The sequence below is a fragment of the Tabrizicola sp. genome (assembly GCF_041911175.1).
Lineage (GTDB): Bacteria > Pseudomonadota > Alphaproteobacteria > Rhodobacterales > Rhodobacteraceae > Tabrizicola.
Genome location: NZ_JAYRPN010000079.1, coordinates 118,472 through 144,881, shown reverse-complemented (window position 1 = coordinate 144,881; position 26,410 = coordinate 118,472). Strand labels below are relative to the sequence as shown.

Here is a 26,410-nt window from a genome sequence, read left to right as displayed (position 1 = left end):
GGGGCCGCGGCGGCGGCGGTGCTGGTGCTGGCGGTCTTCGCCAGTTTCGCAGGCCTTCGGATGGCGGCCTTCGTGTCGATGCTCTTGGCCCTGCTCTGCGGCGGGCAGGTGCTTCTGGCCTATAGCTGGCCCGGACCGCCGGGAACCTATGCCGTCTATCAGAAGAACGTGTTTTTCAGGAATGCCGACCTGCCCGCGCTGGCGGCGGATATCCGGGCGGCAGACCCGGCCATCGTCACGCTGCAGGAGGTGCTGCCGGAAAACCGGGCCTGGATGGAGACGCTGAAGGACACCTGGCCGCACCAGCTGTACTGCCCCGGCAGCGCCGTCGGGGGGCAGGCGATCCTCACGCGGCTCGACCCGGTTCCGGGGACCGAATTCTGCGGCCCCGGCCTGGCCGCGATGCAGGTGGTCGCGGGGCCTGCGGACAACCAGGACCGGTTCTGGCTGGTCTCGGTGCATCTGCACTGGCCCTGGCCCTATGGGCAGGCCCGGCAGGTCGAACTGATCCTGCCAATCCTCGACAGGCTGCAGGGGCCGGCGATCATGGCGGGTGATTTCAACATGGTGCGCTGGGCGAATTCGGTCACGGAGATGGCAGAGATCCTGGGCGTCCGCCCGGCGGGGCCGACCACGGGCAGCTATATCGGACTGTCGTCGCAACTGCGCCTGCCCATCGACCATGTCTTTTCCACGCTGGGCGGTCGCGTCACCACGCGCCCGGCGGCCGGATCGGACCATTTGGGATTGCTGGCCGACGTCGCGATCTGAGCCCCTGGCACCTTGCGCAAAATCGCGGCGGAGAGTCGCGGTCGGGCAGACAATCGCCCGGCAGGCGGGCATGATGCGGCGCGGGTGAACCGCGCAGGCAGGAAGGGGCAGCGATGATCGTCAGGGAAAAGCCGGGGTTCTGGGACCTTCTGACCGCGCTGCGGGGGTCGATCGTGCCGCGGGTCGTCGGGCCGGTGGCGCTGCTCTGCGGGGTTGCGGTGCTGATCGTCGCGCTGGACCGGCTGACCGGGCTTGCGCCGCATCTCGACGGGTCGTCCTTCGCGGTCTTCGGGATCGGGCTGTCGCTGTTCCTGGGCTTTCGCAACAACGCGGCCTATGACCGCTGGTGGGAGGCGCGGCGGCTTTGGGGTGGGCTTCTGGCCGACATGCGCGGCCTTGCGCGCGAGGTCGAGGTCTTCCTGGCCGACCCTGCCCTGCGCAAGGAGGTGCTGCGCGCGGCGCTGGTCTTCCTGCACGCCCACCGGCTGAACCTGCGCCGCCTGTCGCCCCAGTCTCCCGGGCAGGAAGGCGTAGCGGATGCCATCCACCCGCCGGATGCCGCCCTTGACCGCCTGAACGCGGTGGTGGCGTCGGCGCATCGCGCGGGCGCGCTGGACGGGTTCGGGGCGCGGGCGCTGTCGGCGCGTCTTGGCAGCATGGCCTTGCAACAGGCGGGCTGCGAGCGGATCGCCAACAGCCCGCTGCCCTTCGTCTATTCGCTGCTGATCTACCGCACGACCTATCTTTACTGTCTGCTGTTGCCCTTCGCGCTGATCGGAACGACGGGCTGGATGACCCCGGTCTTCGTCGCGGTGGTGGCCTACATGTTCCTCGGCCTCGCCGAAGTGACCGAGGAGCTGAGCCATCCCTTCGCCACCAGCCTGAACGGCATCGCGCTGGACGCGATCTGCCGCGCCGCCGAGATCAGCCTGGCGCCGCATCTGGACGAGGCGCCGCCCCCGCCCTTGCAGCCGGTGCATCACTACCTGAGCTGACAGGGCGACGGGCGGCGAACGGGATCATTCGTCCTTGCCGACCATCACGTCCGAGGCCTTGATTACGGCATAGGCCTTTTCGCCGATAGCGAGGCCCAGTTCCTTGACCGCCTCGTTGGTGATGGCGGCGGTGACGATGCTGCCGCCGACGTCGATGCGCACATGCGAGGTGACGGCCCCCGTCGTGAGCCCGACCACAGTGCCGGGCAGAACGTTCCTTGCACTCAACTTCATCGCGATGACCTCCGGTTTCTCATGTCAGGCCGGGACCTTCGCAGCGCAACCGGCGACTGTCCAGCCAGCGATCCGCTTGCAAGCGATGTGCGCTTCGGGAAATATCGCCCCACGGGTCTGGAGGGACGGGGCCATGACGGCATTGAAGCTGCGCATCCTGTTCGACGGGGCGATGATCGGCCCCGGCAAGGCCGAGCTTCTGGAGCGTATCGGCGCGACCGGTTCCATCGCTGCGGCAGGGCGCGGGATGGCGATGAGCTACAAGCGCGCCTGGATGCTGGTCGAGGAGATGAACGCGGCCTTCGCGCAGCCGCTCGTCGCCAGCGCGCGGGGCGGGCAGGGCGGGGGCGGGGCGCGGTTGACCGACACCGGGGCCGAGGTGTTGCGGCTGTATCGCGAGGTCGTGACGCGGTCGGAAACCGCCGCCGCCGCGCCGCTTGCCGCGCTGGAAGGAATGTTGCGCGGGAAGGCGGAAAGCGATCTTTCTGGCGGAAAATAACGCTTGCGCCGTCAGCGGGCCTCATTGATATGTTCGGCAGGAAATATCGATTGGAGGACTACATGACTCGCCGCCTTGCCCTTGCCTCGGTTCTTGCCGCCACGCTTGCCACGCCGGTGCTGGCCGAAGACGTGGTGGTCTTCGCCGCCGCCTCGCTGAAGGACGCGCTGGACGCCGTTGCCGCCGATTTCCAGGCGGAAACCGGAAACACCGTGACGATCAGCTATGCCGGGTCGAACGCGCTGGCCAAGCAGATCATGGAAGGCGCGCCCGCCGACATCTTCATCTCGGCCGCCGTGAACTGGATGGACGAGGTCGAGAAGGCCGGGCTGGTCGTGCCGGATACGCGCGAGGATCTTCTGGGCAACACGCTGGTTCTGGTCGCGCATGGCAAGGATGCCGCCCCTGTCGAGATCGGCCCGAACTTCGACCTGAAGGCGCTTCTCGGCGACGGCAAGCTGTCGATGGCGATGGTCGATTCGGTTCCCGCCGGGCAATACGGCAAGGAATCGCTGGAGAAACTGGGCGTCTGGTCGGCGGTCGAAGGCTCGGTGGCGCAGGCGGAGAACGTGCGGGCGGCGCTGGCGCTGGTCTCGACGGGCGAGGCGCCCTACGGGATCGTCTATGCGTCTGATGCGGTGGCGGACGAGAACGTGACCGTGGTCGGCACCTTCCCGGACGACAGCCACAAGCCGATCATTTATCCGGCCGCCCTGCTGACCGGCGCCAAGGATGCCGCCGACAAGGCCTTCTTCGAGGCATTGTCGTCGGACGCGGCTGATGCCAAGTTCACCGCACAGGGCTTTGCCATCAAGAACTGAGGCAGCCCGGAAACGGGTTGCAATGTTCGAGGCCCTGTCAGCCGAGGAATGGCGCGCGGTGACACTGTCGCTGCGCGTCTCTGCCGTTGCGACGGTGCTGAGCCTGCCCTTCGGCATCTTCGTCGCCTATGCGCTGGCCCGCTGGCAGTTTCGCGGGCGCCAGCTTCTGAACGGGCTGGTGCATCTGCCCTTGATCCTGCCGCCGGTGGTGACCGGCTACCTTCTGCTCATCACCTTCGGGCGCAAGGGCTATGTCGGGCAATTCCTTGACCAGTGGTTCGGCTTTGTCCTCGCCTTCCGCTGGACCGGGGCGGCGCTGGCGGCGGCAGTCATGGCCTTTCCGCTGATGGTGCGCGCGATCCGGCTGGCGGTCGAGGCGGTGGACCCGAAGCTGGAGGAGGCCGCCAGCACCTTGGGCGCACCACGGCTTTGGGTCTTTGCCACCGTCACCCTGCCGCTGGTGCTGCCGGGGATCATCGCAGGCGCCATCCTCGCCTTCGCCAAGGCGATGGGCGAGTTCGGCGCGACGATCACTTTCGTGTCGAACATCCCCGGCCAGACCCAGACCTTGCCCTCGGCGATCTATGCCTGGATGCAGGTGCCGGGCGGCGATGACCGGGCCTTCCGGCTGGTGCTGGTGGCCATTGCCATCGCGATGACGGCGCTGCTTCTATCGGAATGGGTCAGCCGGGTGGTGGCGCGCAGGATATCGGGGCAATGACGCTGTCGGTCGCTCTGCATCACCGCTTTGCCGGCTTCTCGCTGGACGCGGAATTCGAGGCCCCCGGCGGGGTGACCGCGCTCTTCGGGCGGTCGGGGTCGGGCAAGTCGACGGTGGTCGATGCGGTTGCGGGCCTCTTGCGGCCGGACCGGGGGCGGATCGCGCTGGACGGGACGCTGCTGCTGGACACCGATGCGGGTCGGATGCTGCCGCCGCACCGCCGCCGGATGGGCTATGTCTTTCAGGACGGGCGGCTGTTCCCGCATCTGACGGTGCGGCAGAACCTCCTCTATGGACGCTGGTTCGCGCCGAAGGGGCAGGGGGCGGACACGGGTCGCATCGTCGACCTGCTGGGGATCGCGCCACTGATGGACCGCCGACCCGGCAGCCTGTCGGGGGGCGAGAAGCAGCGCGTCGCCATCGGGCGGGCGATCCTGTCGAACCCCCGGCTTCTGCTGATGGACGAACCGCTCGCCGCGCTGGACGAGGCGCGGAAGGCGGAAATCCTGCCCTATCTGGAACGGCTGCGCGACGAATTGCACCTGCCGATCCTCTATGTCAGCCATTCCGTCGCCGAGGTGGCGCGGCTCGCCACCACCGTGGTCCTGCTGGAGGCGGGCCGGGTCATCGCCTCGGGTCCTGCGGTGGATATGCTGGCCGATCCGGCACTCGCCCCGGCGATGGGTCTGCGCGAGGCCGGGTCGATGATCTTCGCCCGCGTCGCGGCGCAGGAGGACGACGGGCTGACCCGGCTGGAAACCGGTGGCGGCCCGGTCTTCCTGCCCGATGTCGGGGCCGCGCCCGGTGCCACGCTCCGGCTGCGCATCCTGGCGCAGGACGTGATGCTGGCGACCGAACGCCCGCGCGGCATCTCGGCGCTGAACATGCTTGCCGCCACGGTCGAGGAGATCCGGCTGGGCGATGGCCCCGGCGCGATGGTGCGGCTGCGTCTGGGCGAAGAGCACCTGCTGGCGCGCGTCACGCGGCGTTCGGTGCGGGTGCTGGACCTGCGCCCGGGTACGCCGGTGTTCGCCGTGCTGAAGACCGTCTCGGTCGGGCGCGAGAACGTGGGTACGGCGACGTGACGCAGCTGCGGTGTCGGATTCGTCGCGCGATGCTGCGCTGGCGTCCTAGCCCATGATCGCGATTTCCATTAGGTTTCCCTGAACATAACGGACCGGAACGCCAAGGAGTCCCCCCATGATCCCCGCCAACATGCTGAAGTTCTACATCGACGGCCAGTGGGTTGACCCGATCTCGACCGCGCGGATCGGGGTGGAGAATCCCGCGACGGAAGAGATCGTCTGCGAGGTCGCGATGGGCAACGCGGCGGACGCCGACCGCGCGATCCTGGCCGCCCGCGCTGCCTTTGACGGCTGGACCTACACCCCGGTCAAGGACCGGATCGCCTTGGTGAAGCGCGTCCTTGAGGTCTACAACGCGCGCTACGAGGACTTCGCGCAGGTGATGTCGACCGAGATGGGCGCGCCGATCACCTGGGCACGCAATGCGCAGGCCTGGGCGGGGCAGGTCCATATAGAGGCGACGATCAAGGCCGCCGAGGAGATGGTCTGGGAATACAACCGGGGCACCACCCGGATCGTCTATGAAGGGATCGGGGTCTGTGCGCTGATCACGCCCTGGAACTGGCCGATGAACCAGATCGCCTGCAAGGTGGCCCCGGCGCTGATCGCGGGCTGCACGATGGTGTTGAAACCGTCGGAAATCGCGCCGCTGTCGGGGGTGCTTTTCGCGCAGGTGCTGCATGATGCCGGCGTGCCGAAAGGGGTTTTCAATCTTGTGAACGGCGCCGGCCCCGACGTCGGCGCGCGGATGTCCTCGCATCCCGAGGTGGACATGGTCAGCTTCACCGGCTCGACCCGGGCCGGGACGGCGATTGCCGCCGCCGCTGCCCCGACCGTGAAGCGCGTGGCGCAGGAACTGGGCGGCAAGTCGCCCAACATCATCCTGCCCAATGCCAACATCGCCGAGGCGGTGGCCGCGGGCGTCAATGCGGTGATGTCGAACACCGGCCAGTCCTGCGACGCGCCGACCCGGATGCTGGTGCCGCGCGCCAAGCAGGCCGAGGCGCTGAAGGCCGCGAAGGAAACAGCCGACGCGATCAAGGTCGGCGATCCGCGTGATGAGGCGACCGTGCTTGGCCCGCTGGTCTCGAAGCTGCAGTTCGACAAGGTCCAGCGCCTGATCCAGGCCGGGATCGACGAGGGCGCGACGCTGGTGACAGGGGGCGTCGGGCGCCCGGCCGACCTGAACCGGGGCTGGTTCGTGCGGCCCACCGTCTTCGGCGACGTGGTCAACGCGATGACCATTTCCAAGGAGGAAATCTTCGGGCCGGTGCTGGCGATCCAGCCCTATGACAGCATCGAGGATGCCATCGCCCAGGCCAACGACACCGTCTATGGCCTTGCCGCCTATATCGCCGGGCCGGTGGAGGATGCGAAGCCTGTGGCGCGGAAACTCCGCGCCGGGACGGTGAACCTGAACTACCCGGACTGGGATACCTCGGCCCCGTTCGGTGGCTACAAGCAATCCGGCAACGGGCGCGAATATGCCGACTGGGGCATCCACGACTTCTGCGAGGTCAAGGGCATCGTCGGCTACGGCGACTGATCTGCGCGCGCCCGGCAACCGTTGCCGGGCCGCCCTACTTGCGGAAGATCGCTACCAGGTCGCTGGTGGCTTCGCTGCGGCCGCCAAGTTCCAGATGCTCCTGGATATGGCGCAGGTGATCGGCCATCAGCCGGGCGGCCAGGTCGCTGTCGCGGGTCCTGAAGGCCGAGAAGATGTCGTCGTGATCCTCGTCCCGGCAGTTCGACACGCCCGGGCTGCCGAAGATGCCGATGATCAGCGAGGTGCGGGTCACCAGTTCCTTGACCATGCGCAGGGCGACAGCATTGCCCGCGACTTCGGCCAGCAGGACATGGAACTGACCCGACAGCCGGATCGCATCGCGGCGCTTGCTACTGTGATGCGCCTGGTGTTCCAGCTGAAGGTGCTGGACCAGCATGGTCAGGTCGGCCTCGGTGGCGCGCTCGACGGCCAGCCGCGCCACGTTCGGCTCGATCATCAGCCGGGTCTCGAACACCTCGCGCGCCTGTTCGGCGGAGGGCGAGGCGACGAAGGCCCCGCGATTGGGCAGAAGCTCCACCACCTCGCGGCTCGACAGCAGCAGCAGGCTTTGCCGGATGCGCATCCGCCCGACGCCGAAAGCCTCGCACAGGGCCGCTTCCGACAACTTGGTTCCGGGCGACAGGCGCTGGTCGATGATTGCCTCGAAGATTCGCTCGACGATCTCTTCCTCGCCCAGTTCCTCGTCCCGCACCGCTTGTTCGGCGGCGTTTCCGGCGCTGCTCATGACTGCTGCCTGTAAACTGATCACCCGAAATTCAAGATACATGCGAACAACTTCAACCATCAAGAGGGGTAGCGTCGACAAAGCTGTAATTTTTTGTTGACAATCGTGTCATCAAGCTCGTCAATCAGGGTGTCGCGGACCAAGGTTCCGCAGACCGATAACAGGGAGGACAACAATGAAGCGACGCCATTTCCTTGCGACCACCGGGGTTTCCCTTGCGCTTGCCCTTACGGCAGGCACGGCGGCCTGGGCCGACAATGCCAAGCTGAAGATCGGTTTCGTCGGCGTGACGTCCGGTCCGGCTGCGGCCTGGGGGATTTCCAACCAGCGCTCGATGGAAACCCGTGCGGCCTGGCTGAACGAGTTGGGCGGGGTCAAGATCGGTGATGTTACCTATGACATCGAGATCGTCCCCTTCGACGACCAGAAGGACCCCAAGCGCGCCATCGCGGGCATGGAGAAGATGGCGCAGGACGGCATCCACTATGTCGTCGGCCCCAACGTCGATGACGGTGCCGCCGCCGTCCGCCCGGTGGCCGAGCAGAACGGGATCATGTATTTCCCCTATGCCTTCCCGAAAAGCCTGTACGAGCCGCCCGCCTCGAACGCGATCCTGGGCATGGTGGCGAACTACCAGTCGGGCCCGGCGATCTATAAATACCTGATGGAAAACAAGGGCGTGAAGAAGGTTGCCTTCATCGCCGGCAACGAATCCGACCCCCTCAGCCAGCGCGATTCCGGTTCCGCCGCCGCCAAGGCGCTGGGGCTTGAGGTGGTGTCGGATACCGTGACCTACCAGATGGACACCACCGACTTCACCCCGGTCCTGCTGCCGGTGATCCAGACCGCGCCGGATCTGCTGGTCCTGTCGGGCGTCTCGCCCGCCAACGCGCCGCAGCTGATCCGCTCGGCCCGCGAACTGGGCTACACCGGCCTCATCTCGACCGAAACCGCGCAGGATGCCGCCGTGCTGGCCGAAGGCGCGGGCGAGCTGGCGAACGGCTTCATCTCGGTTGGCGGGGCTTCGACGCCCGAGCTGGCAAGCGACACGATGAAGGAATTCGTCAAGCGCTACACGGACATGTTCGGCGAATACAACGACGAGTCGAACACCAAGGTCTACGCGCTGGAATACATCATCGAGACGCTGAAGGCGAACCCGGCGGCGATCGACAACGTGGATGAGTTCAAGAAGACGATGGACACGTTCAGCGCGCCGAACCCGTTCATGGTGGGGGATGCCAAGCTGAGCTACGTCGGCACCACCTCGTTCGGCCAGAAGCGCCAGGTTTCGGTGCCGCTGGTGGTGAACGAGTTCAAGGACGGGAAGTTCGAGACCCTGTTCGTCGCCCAGGTCGACTAAGACCCGACAACGCTTCAAGGTCGCATGCAGGACCCGGGATCGCTCCCGGACCGGGTCCTGCTGTCTTCGTCGCAAAGGACCCCCGCATGGAACAGATCCTTGCCAATGGCCTCTATCTCGGCGCGCAATACGCCCTGGTCGCGCTTGGCCTGACCCTGATCTTCTCGCTGATGAACGTGCTGAACTTTGCCCACGGGCAGATGTACGTCTTCGGCGGCTTCGTGACCTATACCGTGGTCGCCCAGTTGGGACTGCCCTTCATCGTCGGGCTTCTGGCCTCGGCCATCGTGCTGGCGGTGATGGGGGCGCTGATCGAGAAATTCCTGTTCCGCCCGGTGATCCGAAAATCCAAGCGGGATGAATCGACCATGCTTCTGGCCGCCGGGATCGCCTTCTTCCTGGACGCGGTGATCCTGCTTCTCTTCGGGGAAAAGCAGAGGGGCGTGCCGAAGGTGGTGAATGGAGTCTTCAACTGGGACATGCGGCTGATCATGCCCTATGACCGCATCCTGATCGCCGTGCTGGCCGTGGCGCTGATCGTGGGCTTCATCCTTTTCATGCAGTATTCCCGCACCGGCCGGGCCATGCGCGCGCTGGCGCAGGACCGGATGGCCGCGCAGCTGATGGGCGTCGACGTCGACCGCTATTCGATGATCGGCTTCGCCCTGGGAGCCATGCTGGCCGGCCTCGTCGGCGGGCTGCTGGTCACCATCACCGGCATCAACCTTGGCATGGGCGGGCCGACTTCGGTCAAGGCCTTCCTGATGATCATGATCGGCGGGGCCGGGGTGATTTCCGGCGCCATCGCCGGGGGCTTCATCCTGGGGATGATGGAGAGCATCGGCCTCACCCTCCTCGCCGCCTATGGCGATGTCACTTACCTGGTGATCTTCGTCACCCTGATGATCTTCCTCGCCATCCGGCCGCAGGGCCTGATGGGCAAGCCCTGGGGTTGAGACCATGACCGACCAAACGCAATCCGTGCCGCAAACCCGCCCGCTGTCCGCCACCCGTCTTGCCGGAGTGCTGGCCTTCCTTCTGGGCGTCTTCGTCCTGGTCCCCGCCTTCATCGCGCTGACCGGACGCTGGGACTTCTACTACACGCTCACCTCGGTGGCACTGCTGTCGGTGGCCGCCGCCGGGGTCTGGCTGACCTTCTACATCGGCCGGATCAACATCGGCCAGGGCGCCTATGCCCTGACCGGGGGCTATGTCTCGGCCGTGCTGATGACGCAGTACGGGGTCAGCTTCTGGATCACGCTGCCGCTGGCCGGGATCGCCTGCGCGCTGGTGTCGGTGGTGATCGGCCTGCCGATCCTGCGCCTGCGGGGCGTCTACTTCGCGATGGTCACCCTGGTCCTGACCGAGGTCGCCCGGCTGACCGCGCTGGCCCTGCCGGTGACGAACGGGGCAAAGGGCATCACCTCGATCCCGCTGCCGGGCGAGTTGTCGATCCTGGGGCTGACGATCATCCCGGACTTCGCGACGCTTCAGAACCCCAAGCTCGCCTTCTACCTGATGGCCGCCGTGCTGATGGTCGTCACCTACCTGGTCCTGTGGCGGATCGTGAACTCCCGCCTCGGCCACCTCTGCCGGTCGCTGCAGCAGAACGAGGAACTGTCGGCCTCCATCGGCGTCAACACGGCGATGCTGCGGGTGCTGGCCTATGCCATCTCCTCCTTCTTCGGCGGGCTGGCCGGGGCGATCTTCGTCGCCATCTCGCAGTCGATCTACCCGTCCTCCTTCGTGGTGCAGGACAGCGTGAACTTCATGCTCTACTGCTTCCTTGGCGGCCTCGGCTATGTCTTCGGGCCGATGCTCGGGACGCTGCTCCTGTACTTCGGCTGGGACCTGCTGTCCGTCGCCAAGGAATACCAGCTTCTCATCTACTCTGGCGCGTTGATCGCCTTGATGCTGGTGCTGCCGAACGGGGTCCTCAGCCTTCTCGACAAGAAAGGCGGTCGCAAATGAACGCGATCCTGCAAGTGAAGGGCGTCACCAAGCGCTATGGCGGGCTGACGGCGAACAACGACATCACCTTCGACGTCGCCCCGCAGGAAATCCTGTCGGTGATCGGGCCGAACGGGGCGGGGAAATCCACCCTTTTCAAGCAGATCGCCGGGTTCGTCACGCCGACAACGGGCGAGGTGATCTACAAGGGCACCAAGATTTCCGGCCTGCCGCCGCACAAGGTGGCGCGGATGGGGGTGGTCAGGACCTTCCAGGAGACGACGATCTTCAAGTCGATGACCGTGCGGGAAAACGTCATCGTCTCGCATCACCTGCGGTCGAAGGCATCGCTCCTGGGCTTCTTCTTCGGCTCGGGTCAGGCCCGCGCGGATGAGGCGGAGTTCGGGAAATCGGCGGATGACATCATCGACTTCCTGGGGTTGCAGGCGATCAGGAACGAAACGGCCTCGAACCTGCCGCAAGGCCATTTGCGCGCCCTGGGGATGGCCATCGGCCTTGCGACCCAGCCCGAGGTGATCCTGCTGGACGAACCTTTCGCGGGCATGAACCACGACGAAACCATGCGCATGGTCGCTTTGGTGCGCCGCTTGCGCGACGAACGCGGGCTGACGGTGCTGCTGGTGGAACACGACATGCCCGCGGTGATGAAAATCTCCGACCGGATCGTCTGCATCAACTTCGGCGAGAAGATCGCCGAGGGCACGCCTGCCGAAATCCAGGCCAACCCGCGCGTGATCGAGGCCTATCTGGGCAGCGAAGACGCCGCCATCGGGATGTGAGTGATGACCCAGACAGCAACCAGACTGGAACCGGCCCGCAAGATGCTCAGCTTCGACAATGTCGAGCTGTACTATGACCATGTCTACGCGCTGAAAGGCGTTTCCATCGAGCTGATGGAGGGTGAGACGGTCGCCCTGATCGGCGCGAACGGGGCGGGGAAATCCTCGATCCTGCGGGCGATCACCGGGCTGCGGAAGATCAGGTCCGGCTCGATCAGCTATCTCGGTGACCGCATCGACGGGCGCCCGGCGGCGGAAATCGTGAAACGCGGCATCGCGATGGTGCCGGAAGGCCGCCGCGTCTTTCCGCTGATGAGCGTGAAGGACAACCTTCTGATGGGGGCCTTTACCCGGACCGACAAGCAGGGGATCGAGCAGACGCTGGACAGCGTGCTGACCCGCTTCCCCCGCCTCAAGGAACGCTTCAGCCAGCAGGCCAGCACGCTTTCGGGCGGCGAGCAGCAGATGATGGTGATCGGCCGCGCGCTGATGGCCAAGCCGAAGCTTCTGCTATTGGACGAGCCGTCCTTGGGCATCGCGCCGAAGCTGGTGCAGGACATTGCCCGCGCCATCGTGGCGATCAGCCGGGACGAAGGCGTTTCGGTGCTGCTGGTCGAACAGAACAGCCGGATGGCGCTGTCCATTTCCAACCGCGCCTATGCCATGTCCACCGGGCAGGTCGTCCTGTCCGGCAATTCCAGGGATCTTATGCACGACGACCGGATCAAGGCCGCCTACCTGGGCGGGGAGCTTTAGAAATGCGCCTTCTGGTGATCAACCCGAACACCACCGCCTCGATGACCGAGAAGATCGGCCTTGCCGCCCGCAGCGCGGCCAGCCCGGGAACCGAGGTCATCGCGATGAACCCGGCCAGCGGCCCGGTGTCGATCGAGGGATACTACGACGAGGCGCTTTCCGTCCCCGGCCTCCTCCACCTGATCCAGACTACCCCCGGCTATGACGCGGTGATCATCGCCTGCTTCGACGATACCGGCCTCGACGCCGCGCGCTGCCTGACCGACAAGCCGGTGATCGGCATCGGCGAGGCTGCCTATCACTTCGCCTCGATGATCGCGAACAAGTTCTCGGTCGTCACCACGCTGGCGCGGTCGGTCCCCGCATTGGAACACAACCTGCACAAATACGGCCTGTCGGCCCGCTGCGCGCGGGTGCGGTCGTCGGAGGTGGCGGTGCTGGAGCTGGAGCATCCCGGCTCGGACGCCTGCAACCGGATCAGCGCGGAAATCGGCCGGGCGGCGGAAGAGGACCGGGCCGAGGCCATCGTCCTTGGCTGTGCCGGGATGGCCGATCTTGCCGGGCGGCTGGCGGCGGAACACGGGCTGCCGGTGCTGGACGGCGTCACCTGCGCGGTCAAGCTGGCCGAGGCGATGGTCGGGCTTGGCCTCAGGACCTCGCGCCTTGGTGGCTATGCTCCGCCGCCGGTCCAGAAGCTGCGCGCGGCGGGCTGAGCCACGGACTGCCCGATTCCTGTGCATCCGGTCGCTGCGTAGCACGCACCTGCCGTTTTTTCTTCCCGCTGCGCGCGCGCTCTGGTCTAGTCGGCCTCAGGGCAGGGCGGGGGAAGCGGTGGCGCAGTTCAACGAGATGTTCCAGGGGGCCGAAGTCCGCATCCCCTATTCCCGGCTGAAAGACTGGGTCGCGACCATGCCGCAGGAGCTGCGCAGTCTGAAGCAGGCCGAGGCGGAGGCTTTGTTCCGCCGGATCGGCATCACCTTCGCGGTCTACGGCGAAGGGGGCGATCCCGACCGGCTGATCCCCTTCGACATGTTCCCCCGGGTTTTCTCGGGTTCGGAATGGTCAAAGCTGGAACGCGGCATCAAGCAACGCGCCCGTGCCCTGAACGCCTTCCTTGTCGATGTCTATGGCCGGGGCGAGATCATCCGGGCCGGCCGCATCCCCGCCCGGCTGGTCTACCAGAACGAGGCCTATGAAAAGGCCGTCTCGGGCTTCGTGCCGCCGAAGGGGGTTTATTCCCATATCGTCGGGGTCGATATCGTCCGCACCGGGCCGGAGGACTTCTTCGTGCTGGAGGACAACTGCCGCACCCCCTCTGGCGTCAGTTACATGCTGGAAAGCCGCGAGATCATGATGCGGATGTTTCCCGATCTTTTCCGCGAGAACCGGATCGAACCTGTCGACAACTACTCGGAAAAACTGCGCCGGACGCTGGCCAGCGTGGCGCCCGCGAAATGCAAGGGCGAGCCGACGGTGGTGATCCTGACGCCGGGCCATTTCAACTCGGCCTATTACGAACATTCGCTGCTGGCCGATCTGATGGGGGTGGAACTCGTGGAAGGCCAGGACCTGTTCGTCGACGGCGAATATGTCTGGATGCGCACCACCGAAGGCCCGCAGCGGGTGGATGTGATCTACCGCCGGATCGACGACGCCTTCCTTGATCCGCTGTGCTTCCGCCCCGATTCCATGCTGGGCATCCCCGGCCTGATGGATGTCTATCGCTCCGGCGGGGTCAGCATCTGTTCCGCGCCGGGGGCAGGGGTGGCCGACGACAAGGCGGTCTACACCTATGTCCCGGACATGGTCCGCTTCTATCTGGGCGAAGAACCGATCCTGCAGAACGTGCCCACCTGGCAATGCGGACGCGCCGACGACCTGAAGCATGTGCTGGCGAACCTGCCCGATCTGGTGGTGAAGGAAGTCCACGGCTCGGGCGGCTACGGGATGCTGGTCGGCCCCAAGGCCAGCCGGGACGAGATCGAGCGGTTCCGGGCGAAGCTTTCCGAGGATCCGGGCAACTACATCGCCCAGCCGACGCTCGCGCTGTCGACCGTGCCGACCTTCGTCGAGGAGGGCGTCGCGCCGCGCCATGTCGACCTGCGCCCCTATTGCCTGGTCGGCGAGCGGATCGAACTGGTCCCCGGCGGGCTGACCCGGGTTGCGCTGACCGAAGGCTCGCTGGTGGTGAACTCCTCGCAGGGCGGCGGGGTCAAGGATACCTGGGTGCTGGCGGAGTGAATGCTATGAATGATCAAAACAATCCGAGGGACGCTGAATCCGACTACGCAGACCGCATTAAATTAACGGTTGCGTTGCTAGGAAAGAACAACAAAGCTTCCGACGTAATGTTGGCGCGTCAATTAGGTCGAAACGTTCTCCTTGAGGAACTTGGTGCTATCGAGGAGCCTTACAGGGCTTTACAACCCTATGAAATCGATAGTAACCAAAGGGATAATTTTGCCGTCCACACTAGAGAAGACATTGTGATGGTCTATTCGCTTGCCGTCCGTGCAAATGAGCAATTGTATGAGATCAGGTCGCTAGTTAGAATCCTAATTGCACTCTTATTTTTTCTGACTGTTCTTTTCTTTATCTCTGTCATTTGGCGATAGTTGAATGCTAAGCCGCACCGCCGACAACCTCTACTGGATCGCCCGCTACATGGAGCGCGCCGATACCGTCGCGCGCCTCCTCGAAGTCGGCAGCCGGATCAGCCTGCTGCCCTCCGCACAGGGCTACCGCAGCGAATGGGACAGTCTGTTGCAGGCCACCGGCATGGCCCATGCCTTCGCGCGGAAGTATGGCGACCCGGTGCAGCGCAACATCGAGAGCTTCCTGTTCTTCGACCGCGACAACCCCTCCTCCATCGCCAGCTGCATCACCGCCGCGCGGGAGAACGGCCGCATCGTCCGCACCGCGCTGACAACCCAGGTCTGGGATGCGCTCAACACCGCGTTTCAGGAGCTGAAGCAACTGGAACGCGCCGAACGCTCGACGCTCGAACTCTCGCGCCTCACCGACTGGACCATGCGCCACGCCGCGATGCTGCGGGGCGCCATCGACGCGACGCTGCTGCGCGGGCCGGGGTTCAACTTCCTGAACATCGGCTATTATCTGGAACGCGGCGACAACACCGCACGGCTGATGGACGTGAAGTACTACGTCCTTCTTCCGCGGGTGGACTATGTCGGCTCCGGCCTCGACAACTACCAGTGGACCACCCTCCTGCGCGCGATGGGGGCGCAGCGGGCCTTTCACTGGGCTTACGGCGGCGACGTGACGGCGGCCAAGATCGCCGATTTCCTGATCCGCAACCCGCAGTCGCCCCGGTCGCTCGCCACCTGCACCGCCGGGTTGACCAACCACCTGGGCCGGTTGGCGAAAGCCTATGGCCGCGTGACCGAGGCGCAGGAGAAAGCCCAGGGCCTTGCCGCCGGGATCGAAGCCGCCACCGTCGACGCGATCTTTGACGAGGGCCTGCACGAATTCCTGACCCGCTACATCGCCGAGGCGGCGGTGCTGGCCAACGCGATCCACGACACCTACCTCAGCGGAGAGATGCGCTGATGCGCCTGACCGTCGATCATGTGACCCGCTATCGCTATGACGCCCCCGTCCGGTCGGTCGTGCAAAGCCACCGGCTGACCCCTTCGGCCTTCGCCGGGCAAAGGGTGCTGGACTGGGAGGTCACGGTGACGGGTGGCACCAGGGGCGCAAGGCACCGCGACGGGGCAGGGGATGCGGTCCAGGGCTGGACCATCGCGGGGCCGGTGACCGAGATCGCCGTCCGCGTGCAGGGCACGGTCGAGACCGAAGATCTGGCCGGCGTCCTGCGCGGCCACCGCGAGACCGTCGCCCCCGACTGCTACCTGCGCGAGACCGCCCCCACCCGGATCGACGCCGCGCTCGCCCAGCTTGCCGACAGTGCCAGCGGCCCCGACCGGCTTGCGCTGGCCCATGCTCTGTCCGACGCCGTCGCCGCGGCCATCGCCTACCGCCCCGGCGTCACCCATGCCCATACCACGGCGACCGAGGCGCTGGCGCTTGGCGAGGGCGTCTGCCAGGACCATGCCAATGCGCTGATCGCCTGTGCGCGGCAAAGGGCGATCCCGGCGCGCTATGTCTCGGGCTACCTCTTCGCCACCGAGGACGGCACCCCGCACGAGGCGGCGCATGCCTGGGCGGAACTGCATGTTCCCGGCCTGGGCTGGGTAGGCTTCGATCCCGCGAACCGCACCTGCCCCGACGCCCGCTACATCCGCCTGGGGTCGGGCTTCGATGCGCAGGATGCAGCCCCCATCCGCGGCATCGCGCGGGGCGGGGCGGGCGAGGCGATGGATGTGACGGTTGCGGTCCAGCAATCCGCCCAATAGGGTGCGCCGCGCGAAACCGGGGGACGATGAATGACCTATTGCGTGGGCCTGCTTCTCAACGAGGGGATGGTGCTCCTGTCGGACACCCGCACCAATGCCGGGCTCGACAACATCTCGACCTACCGCAAGATGTTCACCTTCGAGGAACCGGGCGAGCGGGTCATCGTGATCATGACCGCCGGAAGCCTGTCGGTGACGCAAACCACCATCGCCCAGCTGCGCGAGGCCATCGACGACCGCGAGGCCACGCCGGAAACCTCGATCATGCTGGCGCCCACGCTGCTGAAGGTGGCCGAGATCGTCGGCGCCCGGCTGGCCCATGTCCGCGCCGAGGTGGACGAGAAGCTCTCTGCCATGCAGGGGGCCTCCGCCAGCATGATCGTCGCCGGGCAAAGGAAGGGCGGGGCGATGCGGCTCTTCCTGATCTATCCCGAGGGCAACTTCATCGAGGCGACCGAGGACACGCCCTTCCTGCAGATCGGCGAGCATAAATACGGCAAGCCGATCCTCGACCGGGTGGTGAAGCCCGCGACCAGCCTTTCGGACGGGCAGAAGGCGGTGCTTCTGTCGATGGACTCGACGCTGCGGTCCAACCTGTCGGTCGGGATGCCGCTCGACCTTGCGGTGATCGAGCGCGACGCCTGCAAGGTGACGCAGAAACGCCGGATCGAGGCGGGCGATCCGGCGTTCCGCGCCATGTCCGAGGCCTGGTCGACGGCCCTGCGCGACGGGTTCGCCCGGATCACCATCTGACCCGCCCGCCGCGCCGCTCAGTCCGCGTCGCCTGCCACCTGGCTCAGCACCGCACCGCGACCGCGCAGCCGCATCAGGATGGGCACGAACAGGAACAGCGCCGACACACCCAGCAGGACCGCCGAGACGGGGGTGGAGACCAGCGTCGTCCAGTCGCCCTGCGCAATCGCCAGCGCGCGGCGCAGCTGCTGTTCCGCCATCGGCCCCAGGATCAGCCCGACCACGACCGGCGCGACCGGATAGCCGTAAAGCCGCATCCCGTAGCCCATCACCCCGAACAGGATCAGCATCCCCAGTTCCACCGGCGAAGGGTTGACCCCTATGGTCCCCAGCGTGGCAAACAGCAGGATGCCGCCGTAAAGCCAGGGCCGGGGGATCGACAGGAGTTTGATCCAGAGCCCGATCAGCGGCAGGTTCAGCACGACCAGCATGACGTTGGCGATCAGAAGCGACGCGATCAGCCCCCAGACCAGATCGGCATTCATCACGAAGAGAAGCGGCCCCGGCTGCAGCCCGAATTGCTGGAACCCGGCCAGCATGATCGCCGCCGTCGCCGTCGTCGGCAGGCCCAGCGTCAGCAAGGGCACCAGCGTCCCCGCTGCGGCAGCGTTGTTCGCGGCTTCCGGCCCGGCGACGCCTTCGATGGCGCCGTGGCCGAATTCCTCGGGATACTTGGCCAACTTGCGCTCGGCCGCATAGGACAGGAAGGACGCCACGTCCGCGCCCCCCGCAGGCATCGACCCGATGGGAAAGCCGATGAAGGTCCCGCGCAGCCAGGCCTTCCACGACCGCCGCCAGTCCTCACCCGTCATGCGGACCGACCCCTTGACCCGATGCATCCCGTCCGGCGGGTTCAGCATCGCCGCCACCGCCAGCGCCTCGCCGATGGCGAAAAGGGCGACGGCCAGCGTCGTCGTCTCGATCCCGTCCATCAGTTGCGGCACGCCATAGGTCAGCCGCGCGGCCCCGGTCAGCCCGTCGATCCCCACACAGGCGAGCGCGAGGCCGATGAACAGCGAGGTCAGCCCGCGCAGCGCAGAATCGCCGAAGGTCGCCGAGACGGTGACGAAGGCCAGCACCATCAGCGCGAAATATTCGCGCGGGCCCAGCATCAGCGCCAGCTTCACCACCTGCGGCGCGAGAAAGGCCAGCAGCAGCGTCGCGATCAGCCCGGCCACGAAACTGCCGATGGCCGCCGTCGCCAGCGCAGGCCCGCCGCGCCCCTGCCGGGCCATCTGGTTGCCCTCGATCGCCGTGACGATCGAGGCGCTTTCGCCCGGCGTGTTCAAGAGGATCGAGGTCGTCGACCCACCGTACATGCCGCCGTAGTAGATGCCCGCGAACATGATCAGCGACCCGGCAGGGTCAAGGCCATAGGTCACCGGCAACAGAAGTGCGACCGTCAGTGCCGGGCCGATCCCCGGCAACACGCCGACGGCAGTGCCCAAGGTCACGCCGATCAGCGCATAGAGCAGGATCATCGGGTCGAGCGCGGTCGACAGGCCCTGCATCAGCAGCGAAAAGCTTTCCATTGCCCTATCCCCGGAAGATCAGCATTTCCAGCGGTCCGCCCGGCAGGTTCAGCTTCAGAATCCGGTCGAAGACGCCATAGATCACGAAGGACAGCAGCAGCCCCACCGCCACAGCCTTCCACAAGGGCCGCTGGCCGAAGCCGCGCGCCGTCATCCCGAACAGCAGCGCGCCCGAGAGGATGAACCCCGCCACATGCAGAAGCGCCAGTTGCCCGACAAGGCCGCCCATGATCCAAAGAAGCGGCGCAGGGGCCTGACGCGGCGGGTGTGGCAGGTCGCCCTTCAGCCCGGCGACCACCGTCATCACCGCCAGCCCGAGAAGGCAGTAGGCGATGATCCGCGGCACGTCCGCCGGACCGACGCCGGCATAGCCGCCGTCCTGCTTCAACCCGGCGGCATCGACCAGGATCATCGCGGCAAGCCCCGCAAGGCCCGCCGCAATGACGAACGCCGCCCACCTGGGGCGGCGTTCCGAGGGGAATCCCTCGCTCATTTCACCAGACCGATGTCGCGCAGCACGCCGTCGGTCGCGGCGATATCCGCGTCAAGCTGCGTGGCGAAGGCGTCGCCCGCCAGATAGGTGTTGGTCCAGCCCTTGTCGGCCAGCATCTTCGTCCAGCCCGCGCTCGCGTTCAGCTTCTCGATGTCGCCCGCGATCTTGGCCTTCTGCTCGTCGCTCAGCCCCGGGGCCGCCGCGACCATCCGCCAGTTCTCGACCACCACGTCGAAGCCCGCTTCCTTGATCGTCGGCGCGTCGATGCCCGGCAGCCGTTCCGCCGAGGACACCGCCAGAAGCCGCATCGTCCCCGCCTTCACCTGCTCCTGGAATTCGCCGACCGAGGAGACGCCCGCCGTCACCTGGTTGCCCAGGATTGCCGCCATCGCCTCGCCGCCGCCCGAGAAGGCGACATAGTTGATCTTGGTCGGGTCAACCCCGGCCGCCTTGGCCAGAAGGCCCACAAGGATATGGTCCGTGCCGCCCGCCGAGCCACCGGCCCAGCTGACCGAGCCCGGATCAGCCTTCAGCTTCGCGACCAGATCGGCAAGCGTCTGGATGTCGGACGCCGCCGGGACCACGATGGCCTCGGTATCGCCGGTCAGCCGCGCGATGGGGGTCACGTCCTTCAGCGTCACCGGCGAGGCGTTGGTCAGGATCGCGCCCACCATCACATAGCCACCGACGATCAGCTTGGTCGGGTCGCCCGCGCTGTCGGCGACGAACTGCGCCAGACCCACCGTACCGCCCGCGCCGGGGACGTTGATCACCTCGACCGAGGGGGCGATGCCTTCGGCCTGCAGCACTTCCTGCATCGCCCGCGCCGTGCCGTCCCAGCCGCCGCCGGGGTTGGCGGGCGCCATGATCGTGTAGTCCTGCGCGAAAGCGGGAACCGCCAGCGCAGCCGCGAAGGCCACGCCAAGAATGGTGTGTTTCATCTGTTTTCCTCCCAAGGGGCAACCGCAGTTGCCGAATCCGCCGGGGCTCCTCTCCCCGGAACGGCATCAGGAAAGCATGGCAACCTGTCACCAACCTGACACGGGCGAAGGGCTACTCGCCGCCCTCCAGCGCCGCCTTCCATTGCGCCAGAACCCGCTCCCGGCTGGCCCCGTCCAGATAGGCGAGCAACCCCGGCGACACCGCGACCGGGCGCAGTTTCGCCCCCAGCGCCTCCTGCATCGCCGCCGCCGAATCCTTGCCCGCAACCTCGAGGCTGACCGCAGGCAGCCGCAGCCGTTCGGCCAGCACCGTCTGCCCCTCGCGCGACATCAGGAACTCAAGGAAGGCCTCGCCCAGATCGGGCGCGCCCGCCGCCCTTGGGACCAGCGCCACCCGGCTGACCACCACCACATAATCGCGCGGCAAGACCAGCCCCAGGTCCGGCAGCCGGCTCGCCTGATCCGCCGCATAGGACCCCAGCACGTTGTAGCCCAGCTTCAGCGTCCCCGCGTTCACCCGCTCGATCACGTCCTGCGAGGTCGGGAAGACCTGCACGCCCGCCCGCCCCATCGCCTCGACCAGTGTCCAGAGATCGGCGAAATGTTCCTGGTCGCGCATCAGGAACAGATAGCCCACCGCCGAGCGCGCGATGTCATAGGTGCCGATCGACCCCTTCGGCGCCGTCGCCAGCCAGTCGATCAGCGCCGCCCGGGTGTCGGGCGGGCCGTCGGGAAAGGACGGCTTGTGATAGACGATCACCGCAGGCTCGAAGGTCAGTGCGAAGACCATGTTGCGCCAGACCGCCCAGCCGGGCCAGGCGGTCGCCCCCGGCACCTCGGCCTCGCGCGCATAGCCGTCATTGGCGAGCTTCACCGTCACGTCCATCGCCGAGGAAAAGATCAGGTCCGCCGTGGCTGCGCCCGCATCCGTCTCCTCGATCACCCGGTCCGCGATTTCTCCGGTCAAAAGGTCTTCGTAGCGCACCGCCACATCGGGACGGATCGCCTGAAACGCCTCGATCAACGGGCGGGCCAGGGGCGAATCCAGCGAGGAATAGACCACCAGTTCCCGGGTCCCCCCGTCGGGGGCCGGATAGACCACCACATCCGCCGCCGCAGGCAGGGCAAGACCGACAAGAAGCGCGCGCAGAAGCCACATGGGAAAAATCCTAGCCCGGCCACCGCCCGCCCGGCAATCGCCCCGCATGCGGTTTCGTCTTCCCGTTGGAAAGCCCATTCATCTTTGCCCAAATATCCCCGCCGGAGGCACCTGCGAGGCGGGACGAAGTCACCGACGAGCGGACCCCGTTCCCAGCCCCCCAGCCATGCCCTAGTCTTCCCCCATGCGAATCCTGCTTGTCGAAGACGACCTGCCCCTGGCCGAGGCGCTGACCACGCTCCTTCATGGCGCGGGCTATGCGCTGGACGTCACCCATGACGGGCTTTCCGCCGAAACCCTGATCGGGGCGGAACGTTTCGACCTTGTCATCCTGGACCTCAACCTGCCGGAAAAGGACGGACTCGCCGTCCTGCGCTCGCTGCGCGGCCGGAAGAACCTGGTCCCGATCCTGATCCTCACCGCCCGGGGCGAGCCGTCCGAGAAGGTTGCGGGCCTTGATCTCGGGGCCGACGACTACATGGTGAAGCCCTTCGACGTCAGCGAATTCGAGGCCCGCGTCCGCTCGATCCTGCGGCGGCAGGCGGGCCTGCACGCCTCGGACGTGCAGATCGGTCCGGTCCGCTTCGACATGGCCAGCCGCCGCTTCCATGTCGGCGACGAACCCCTCGACCTGCCCGCCCGCGAACTGGCGCTTCTGGAGCTGTTCTTCCTCCGCGCCGGTCGGGTGGTCGGGAAAGAGGCCATCGTCCAGTCGCTGACCTCGCTGGACGACAGCCTTTCGGACAATGCCATCGAGCAATATGTCAGCCGCCTGCGCCGCCGGCTGCATCCGCACGGGCTGGTGCTGCGCACCGCGCGCGGCCTTGGCTACATGCTGGAGCGGCCCTGACATGCTGCGCCCCGCCTCGCTGCGCCGCTCGATCCTGCTCTGGCTGGTCCTTGCGACCGCCGCCATCGGCGTCCTCGCCCTGCTCGACACCCGGACCGAGGCCCTGCGCACCGCCCGCGACGTCTCGGACCGCGTGCTTGTCGGCTCGGCGATGGCGATTGCCGAAGGGGTGGATGTCGCGGCGGATGGCGGGTTGTCGATCGCGATTCCCTATTCCGCGCTCGACATGCTGTCCTCGACCGCGCAGGACCGGGTGTTCTACCGCGTCGACGGGCCTGAGGGCATTCTGACCGGATATCAGGACCTTGACCCTGTCGCCGTCTTGCCGGGGCAGGAAACCGGCCTCGCCGATGCCCGCTACCGCACCGTTCCCATCCGTACCGCCACATTGATGCGCGAGCTGACCACGGGCGAGGGGACGCTGCCCTTCACCGTCACCGTCGCGGAAACCACCCGCGCGCGCGATGCACTGGCGCAGTCGATCCTGACCCGCTCGGCGCTGCGCATCGCCGGGCTGATCGCCGGGGCCGCGCTGGTCGCCTGGACCGCCGCCACCTATGCGCTGCGCCCGCTCGACCGGCTGTCGCGCGCCATCGCCTCGCGCGCGCCGCATGACCTGACGCCGATGCCGCCCGACGCCCCCGCCGAACTGCGCCCGGTCGTCGATGCGCTGAACGGCTTCCTCTTGCGCCTGTCCCGCGCGATGACGGCGCTGCAGAACTTCGCCGGCAATGCCAATCACCAGATCCGCACCCCGCTGACCGTGGCACGCACGCAGATCGCAGTGGCCGCACGCCCCGACAGCCCGCGGCCTGCGGCGCTGGACAAGGCCGATGCCGCCCTCGTCCGTATCGAACGCGTGCTGGAGCAGGTCCTCCTTCTCGCCCGGGTCGAGGCCTCGGGCACAAGGCCCGCGCTGCGAGACGTGGATGTCGCCGCCCTGGCGCGCGCGGTGACGGCGGACCTCTTGCCGCAGGCGGTCCGGCTGGGGCAGGACCTCGGCTACGACGGCCCGGACCGCGCCCTGGCCCGGACCGAGGACGTGCTCCTGGGCGAGCTTCTGCGCAACCTGGTCGGCAATGCCCTGGCGCATTGCCCGCCCGAGACGATGGTGACCGTGCACCTGGACGCCGCGGAAGCGGGTGCGCTTCGCCTGTCGGTCACCGACACCGGCCCGCGCCTGCCCGATGCCGACCTCTCCGCCTTGCGCGCCCGCATTTTGCCTCCGCCCGGCCCGACGGAAATGCGCTCCGGCACGCGGGGGCTCGGCTTGCATATCGTGGCCGAGATCGCCCGCGCCCTCGGCGCCGCCCTCGCCATTGACCGAGGCCCCGAGGGCAAGGGTGTGGCGGTCACGGTGACGCTGCCGGTGGCCTGAAGCTGTGCTGTGGGGAAGGTTGGCTGGGGCGCTAGGATTCGAACCTAGGTATGGCGGTACCAAAAACCGCTGCCTTACCACTTGGCGACGCCCCAACCGTGCCGGGGTGTTTAGCGAAGGGTCCGGGGGCGTGCAAGGGGCAAGGGGCGAAAATTTCGTCGCCTCGGTGCGGCTTGCCGGAGGGCGGCGGGGCGGCTAGGACGGGGCATGATCTGGGACGCGATAATCCTTGGCGCCGGGGCCGCCGGCATGATGGCCGCCATCGAGGCGGGGCGCCGGGGCCGCGGGGTGCTGGTCATCGACCATGCGAAAAGCCCTGGCGAAAAGATCCGCATCTCGGGCGGGGGGCGGTGCAATTTCACCAACCTCGGCATCGCGCCCGACCGGTTCCTGTCGCAGAACCCGCGCTTTGCCCTGTCGGCGCTGAAGCGGTTCAGCCAATGGGATTTCATCGCCCGGATGGATGCCGCCGGGATCGCCTGGCACGAGAAGACGCTGGGTCAGCTTTTCTGCGACGGCTCCGCGATGCAGGTCGTCGAGATGCTGGTCCGCGACATGGACCGGGCCGGGGTCACGCTCTGGCTGGGCTGTGCGCCGGGCGAGCTGCGGCGGGTGGACGATAGGTTCGAGGTCGAGACCTCGCGAGGGGTGCAGCAGTCCCGTGCGGTGGTTGTGGCAACCGGCGGCAAGTCGATCCCGAAGATGGGGGCGACGGCGTACGGCTACCGGCTGGCCGAGGCTTTCGGCCTGCCCGTGGTGGAAACCCGCCCGGCGCTGGTGCCGCTGACCTTCGCCGAGCAGGAGCTTGCCTGGATGCGTCCGCTGGCGGGCGTCTCGCTGCCGGGGCGGGTGTCCTGCGGGAAGACCGGCTTCGACGAGGCGCTGCTCTTCACCCACCGGGGGCTCTCCGGCCCGGCGGTGCTGCAGGTGTCGTCCTACTGGCGCGAGGGGGGTGCGATTTCGCTGGACCTTCTGCCCGGTCGCGACGTGGCCGCCGACCTGCGGGCGGCGCGGGGGAAAGTTGCGCTGCGGACCGTGCTGGGGCGCTGGCTGCCCGAACGGCTGGCGCGTCATCTGGAAGAGGCGGCGGGGGTGACCGGGTCGATGGCGGAACTGCCGGGCGCGGTGCTGGACCGGGTCGCGGCGGGGCTGCGGGACTGGCGGCTGGTGCCGGTCGGGTCCGAGGGCTACCGGACGGCGGAAGTCACGCTGGGCGGCATCGATACAAGGGCGCTGGACGGGCGGACGATGGCGGCGAAGGGGGTGCCCGGTCTCCACTTCGTCGGCGAGGTGGTGGATGTGACCGGCTGGCTTGGCGGCTACAACTTTCAGTGGGCCTGGTCGAGCGGCTGGGCAGCGGGGCAGGCAGTATAGCTGTCCACGCTGGACGGGTCTTGGAAATGGAACGCGATCAACAGCTTGCCTGTGGGCGTTAGCCCCTGGTTCATCCTCTTTCCGTAGCCTCGGATTGGCTACCTGCGCCCGGTGCAAGGCGGCTGAAGCGCCGGGTCAGCAAGGCCACGAGGTCGGGATCGTGCACCCCGTAACGGTCCGGCACATCCAGGCAGACGAGGCGCTTGCCGCGCAAGCCGGGGCCGAAGCGGCGCTTCAGGCGGGACAGATGCGACCGCTCCATCACCGCGATGACGTCTGCCCAGGCAATCCGGTCAGGGTCGATCGGCACATCGGCATCGGCGCCAAGGCCCGCGCAATCCGCCTCGACGCCCAGAAGGCGCGGGGCGATGTCTGCCGTAGTCGGGCTGCGCATCCGTGCCTTGCCACAGAGGAAGAGGACCTTGATCAGGGGTCACACCCGCAGCGGATCGGCCTTGGCCAGCCGGTCGAACTGCATCAGGCTGTCGACCAGCGCGGGCATGGCGCCGAGCGGCACCATGTTCGGCCCGTCCGAGGGCGCGCGGTCGGGGTCCTCGTGGGTTTCGATGAAGACGCCCGCGATGCCCAGCGACACCGCGGCGCGGGCCATCACCGGGGCGAATTCGCGCTGGCCGCCGGAGGATCCGCCCTGGCCGCCAGGCTGCTGCACCGAATGGGTCGCATCCATGATCACCGGCCAGCCGGTCTTCGCCAGGATCGGCAGACTGCGCATGTCCGCGACCAGCGTGTTGTAGCCGAAGCTGACCCCGCGTTCGGTCAGAAGGATGCGGTCGTTTCCGGTCGAGGCCCCCGTGTCGGCCACGTTCGCCATGTCCCAGGGCGCAAGGAACTGGCCCTTCTTCACGTTCACCACCGCGCCCGTCTCACCGGCGGCGAGCAGAAGATCGGTCTGGCGGCAGAGGAAGGCGGGGATCTGGATCACGTCCACCACCGTCGCCGCCTCGCGTGCCTGGCCTGCATCGTGCACGTCGGTCAGGACCGGCAGGCCCATTGCGCGCACTGCGCCCAGCACCTTCAGCCCGGCTTCCATTCCCATGCCGCGCCGGCCCGACAGCGAGGTGCGGTTGGCCTTGTCGTAGCTGGCCTTGAACACATATTGCGCGCCCGCGGCCCGGCAGGCCTCGGCCATCGCGCCCGCGATCCTCTGCGCATGATCCAGGCTTTCCAGCTGGCACGGCCCCGCGATGACCAGAAGCGGCCGGTCATTGCCGACGGTCAGCCCGCCGATCGTCACATCCTTCATGCGC

At 67.1% G+C, this 26,410-nt stretch carries 29 protein-coding genes and 1 tRNA gene; 21 read left to right on the top strand and 9 right to left on the bottom strand.

Going from position 1 to position 26,410, the window contains the following annotated elements; all coding sequences use genetic code 11:
- Together ACE3P6_RS10995 and ACE3P6_RS10990 are read left to right on the top strand one after the other, a co-directional pair.
- Positions 1-771, top strand: a 771-nt coding sequence (locus ACE3P6_RS10995) for an endonuclease/exonuclease/phosphatase family protein (protein WP_374394806.1), incomplete at its 5' end; no start/stop codon positions are given.
- Positions 772-884: 113 nt separating this feature from the next.
- Complete coding sequence (locus ACE3P6_RS10990; protein WP_374394803.1) at positions 885-1,766, top strand: bestrophin family protein; 882 nt, start codon at positions 885-887, stop codon at positions 1,764-1,766.
- Between the two features lie 24 nt (positions 1,767-1,790).
- Here ACE3P6_RS10990 and ACE3P6_RS10985 read toward each other — a convergent pair whose 3' ends face one another.
- Positions 1,791-2,000, bottom strand: coding sequence for a molybdopterin-binding protein (locus tag ACE3P6_RS10985; RefSeq protein WP_374394801.1), 210 nt, complete (start codon positions 1,998-2,000; stop codon positions 1,791-1,793).
- 133 nt (positions 2,001-2,133) lie between these two features.
- Between ACE3P6_RS10985 and ACE3P6_RS10980 the strand changes: the two genes are divergently transcribed.
- The 5 genes from ACE3P6_RS10980 to ACE3P6_RS10960 all read left to right on the top strand — a co-directional run bounded on the left by ACE3P6_RS10980 (position 2,134) and on the right by ACE3P6_RS10960 (position 6,672).
- On the top strand, positions 2,134-2,499 hold the full coding sequence (locus ACE3P6_RS10980) for a winged helix-turn-helix domain-containing protein (protein WP_374394798.1): 366 nt from the start codon (positions 2,134-2,136) through the stop codon (positions 2,497-2,499).
- 62 nt (positions 2,500-2,561) lie between these two features.
- Positions 2,562-3,320 carry a molybdate ABC transporter substrate-binding protein gene (modA, locus tag ACE3P6_RS10975; RefSeq protein WP_374394796.1) on the top strand — a complete coding sequence of 253 codons (759 nt, stop codon included), beginning with the start codon at positions 2,562-2,564 and terminating at the stop codon, positions 3,318-3,320.
- 22 nt (positions 3,321-3,342) lie between these two features.
- The gene (modB, locus tag ACE3P6_RS10970) at positions 3,343-4,041 is read left to right on the top strand and encodes a molybdate ABC transporter permease subunit (protein WP_374394793.1); all 699 of its coding nucleotides are present in this window, start codon (positions 3,343-3,345) and stop codon (positions 4,039-4,041) included.
- Positions 4,038-5,126 carry a molybdenum ABC transporter ATP-binding protein gene (gene modC, locus ACE3P6_RS10965; RefSeq protein ID WP_374394791.1) on the top strand — a complete coding sequence of 363 codons (1,089 nt, stop codon included), beginning with the start codon at positions 4,038-4,040 and terminating at the stop codon, positions 5,124-5,126. The genes modB and modC overlap by 4 nt, the downstream gene beginning before the upstream one ends.
- 115 nt (positions 5,127-5,241) lie before the next feature.
- Positions 5,242-6,672: an aldehyde dehydrogenase family protein gene (locus ACE3P6_RS10960; protein WP_374394788.1), complete on the top strand. Its 1,431-nt coding sequence runs from the start codon at positions 5,242-5,244 to the stop codon at positions 6,670-6,672.
- Between the two features lie 34 nt (positions 6,673-6,706).
- Here the strand turns inward: ACE3P6_RS10960 and ACE3P6_RS10955 are convergent, their stop codons facing one another.
- Positions 6,707-7,417: a GntR family transcriptional regulator gene (locus ACE3P6_RS10955; RefSeq protein WP_374394785.1), complete on the bottom strand. Its 711-nt coding sequence runs from the start codon at positions 7,415-7,417 to the stop codon at positions 6,707-6,709.
- Positions 7,418-7,592: 175 nt separating this feature from the next.
- Between ACE3P6_RS10955 and ACE3P6_RS10950 the strand changes: the two genes are divergently transcribed.
- The 11 genes from ACE3P6_RS10950 (at position 7,593) to ACE3P6_RS10900 (ending at position 17,415) form a co-directional block, all read left to right on the top strand.
- Positions 7,593-8,780 (top strand): ABC transporter substrate-binding protein, encoded by a 1,188-nt coding sequence (locus ACE3P6_RS10950; protein WP_374394783.1) that lies wholly within the window; start codon positions 7,593-7,595, stop codon positions 8,778-8,780.
- A gap of 86 nt (positions 8,781-8,866) precedes the next feature.
- Positions 8,867-9,736, top strand: coding sequence for a branched-chain amino acid ABC transporter permease (locus tag ACE3P6_RS10945; protein ID WP_374394781.1), 870 nt, complete (start codon positions 8,867-8,869; stop codon positions 9,734-9,736).
- 4 nt (positions 9,737-9,740) lie between these two features.
- On the top strand, positions 9,741-10,751 hold the full coding sequence (locus ACE3P6_RS10940; RefSeq protein WP_374394779.1) for a branched-chain amino acid ABC transporter permease: 1,011 nt from the start codon (positions 9,741-9,743) through the stop codon (positions 10,749-10,751).
- Positions 10,748-11,530 (top strand): ABC transporter ATP-binding protein, encoded by a 783-nt coding sequence (locus ACE3P6_RS10935; protein WP_374394776.1) that lies wholly within the window; start codon positions 10,748-10,750, stop codon positions 11,528-11,530. The genes ACE3P6_RS10940 and ACE3P6_RS10935 overlap by 4 nt, the downstream gene beginning before the upstream one ends.
- Before the next feature lie 42 nt (positions 11,531-11,572).
- Positions 11,573-12,286: an ABC transporter ATP-binding protein gene (locus ACE3P6_RS10930; protein WP_374394832.1), complete on the top strand. Its 714-nt coding sequence runs from the start codon at positions 11,573-11,575 to the stop codon at positions 12,284-12,286.
- A gap of 2 nt (positions 12,287-12,288) precedes the next feature.
- On the top strand, positions 12,289-12,999 hold the full coding sequence (locus ACE3P6_RS10925; RefSeq protein ID WP_374394774.1) for an aspartate/glutamate racemase family protein: 711 nt from the start codon (positions 12,289-12,291) through the stop codon (positions 12,997-12,999).
- A 136-nt stretch (positions 13,000-13,135) separates the two neighbouring features.
- The gene (locus ACE3P6_RS10920; RefSeq protein ID WP_374394830.1) at positions 13,136-14,527 is read left to right on the top strand and encodes a circularly permuted type 2 ATP-grasp protein; all 1,392 of its coding nucleotides are present in this window, start codon (positions 13,136-13,138) and stop codon (positions 14,525-14,527) included.
- Between the two features lie 5 nt (positions 14,528-14,532).
- On the top strand, positions 14,533-14,901 hold the full coding sequence (locus ACE3P6_RS10915) for a hypothetical protein (RefSeq protein ID WP_374394772.1): 369 nt from the start codon (positions 14,533-14,535) through the stop codon (positions 14,899-14,901).
- Positions 14,902-14,905: 4 nt separating this feature from the next.
- On the top strand, positions 14,906-15,856 hold the full coding sequence (locus ACE3P6_RS10910; RefSeq protein WP_374394769.1) for an alpha-E domain-containing protein: 951 nt from the start codon (positions 14,906-14,908) through the stop codon (positions 15,854-15,856).
- A complete protein-coding gene (locus ACE3P6_RS10905) occupies positions 15,856-16,662 on the top strand; it encodes a transglutaminase domain-containing protein (protein WP_374394766.1) in 807 nt (268 codons plus the stop codon). Before ACE3P6_RS10910 ends, ACE3P6_RS10905 begins: the two co-directional genes overlap by 1 nt.
- 30 nt (positions 16,663-16,692) lie before the next feature.
- A complete protein-coding gene (locus ACE3P6_RS10900) occupies positions 16,693-17,415 on the top strand; it encodes a peptidase (protein WP_374371043.1) in 723 nt (240 codons plus the stop codon).
- A 17-nt stretch (positions 17,416-17,432) separates the two neighbouring features.
- On the opposite strand, the gene ACE3P6_RS10895 is transcribed toward ACE3P6_RS10900, so the two are convergent.
- The 4 genes from ACE3P6_RS10895 to ACE3P6_RS10880 all read right to left on the bottom strand — a co-directional run bounded on the left by ACE3P6_RS10895 (position 17,433) and on the right by ACE3P6_RS10880 (position 21,540).
- Positions 17,433-18,947: a tripartite tricarboxylate transporter permease gene (locus ACE3P6_RS10895; protein WP_374394764.1), complete on the bottom strand. Its 1,515-nt coding sequence runs from the start codon at positions 18,945-18,947 to the stop codon at positions 17,433-17,435.
- 4 nt (positions 18,948-18,951) lie between these two features.
- Positions 18,952-19,440: a tripartite tricarboxylate transporter TctB family protein gene (locus ACE3P6_RS10890; protein WP_374394761.1), complete on the bottom strand. Its 489-nt coding sequence runs from the start codon at positions 19,438-19,440 to the stop codon at positions 18,952-18,954.
- A complete protein-coding gene (locus tag ACE3P6_RS10885) occupies positions 19,437-20,381 on the bottom strand; it encodes a tripartite tricarboxylate transporter substrate binding protein (RefSeq protein WP_374394758.1) in 945 nt (314 codons plus the stop codon). Before ACE3P6_RS10885 ends, ACE3P6_RS10890 begins: the two co-directional genes overlap by 4 nt.
- A gap of 112 nt (positions 20,382-20,493) precedes the next feature.
- The gene (locus ACE3P6_RS10880) at positions 20,494-21,540 is read right to left on the bottom strand and encodes an ABC transporter substrate-binding protein (protein WP_374394756.1); all 1,047 of its coding nucleotides are present in this window, start codon (positions 21,538-21,540) and stop codon (positions 20,494-20,496) included.
- A gap of 184 nt (positions 21,541-21,724) precedes the next feature.
- Here ACE3P6_RS10880 and ACE3P6_RS10875 point away from each other — a divergent pair, with 184 nt between their 5' ends.
- Together ACE3P6_RS10875 and ACE3P6_RS10870 are read left to right on the top strand one after the other, a co-directional pair.
- Complete coding sequence (locus ACE3P6_RS10875) at positions 21,725-22,390, top strand: response regulator transcription factor (protein WP_374375523.1); 666 nt, start codon at positions 21,725-21,727, stop codon at positions 22,388-22,390.
- A gap of 1 nt (position 22,391) precedes the next feature.
- On the top strand, positions 22,392-23,768 hold the full coding sequence (locus ACE3P6_RS10870) for a sensor histidine kinase (RefSeq protein WP_374394753.1): 1,377 nt from the start codon (positions 22,392-22,394) through the stop codon (positions 23,766-23,768).
- 20 nt (positions 23,769-23,788) lie between these two features.
- On the opposite strand, the gene ACE3P6_RS10865 is transcribed toward ACE3P6_RS10870, so the two are convergent.
- A tRNA-Gln gene (locus ACE3P6_RS10865) sits at positions 23,789-23,863 on the bottom strand.
- A 112-nt stretch (positions 23,864-23,975) separates the two neighbouring features.
- On the opposite strand from ACE3P6_RS10865, the gene ACE3P6_RS10860 reads away from it, so the two are divergent.
- Positions 23,976-25,142 (top strand): NAD(P)/FAD-dependent oxidoreductase, encoded by a 1,167-nt coding sequence (locus tag ACE3P6_RS10860; protein ID WP_374394751.1) that lies wholly within the window; start codon positions 23,976-23,978, stop codon positions 25,140-25,142.
- 70 nt (positions 25,143-25,212) lie between these two features.
- Here ACE3P6_RS10860 and ACE3P6_RS10855 read toward each other — a convergent pair whose 3' ends face one another.
- Positions 25,213-25,536 (bottom strand): phosphotyrosine protein phosphatase, encoded by a 324-nt coding sequence (locus tag ACE3P6_RS10855; protein WP_374394749.1) that lies wholly within the window; start codon positions 25,534-25,536, stop codon positions 25,213-25,215.
- A gap of 39 nt (positions 25,537-25,575) precedes the next feature.
- Positions 25,576-26,406 carry a 3-deoxy-8-phosphooctulonate synthase gene (gene kdsA, locus ACE3P6_RS10850; protein ID WP_374394746.1) on the bottom strand — a complete coding sequence of 277 codons (831 nt, stop codon included), beginning with the start codon at positions 26,404-26,406 and terminating at the stop codon, positions 25,576-25,578.
- Positions 26,407-26,410: the final 4 nt, after the last annotated feature.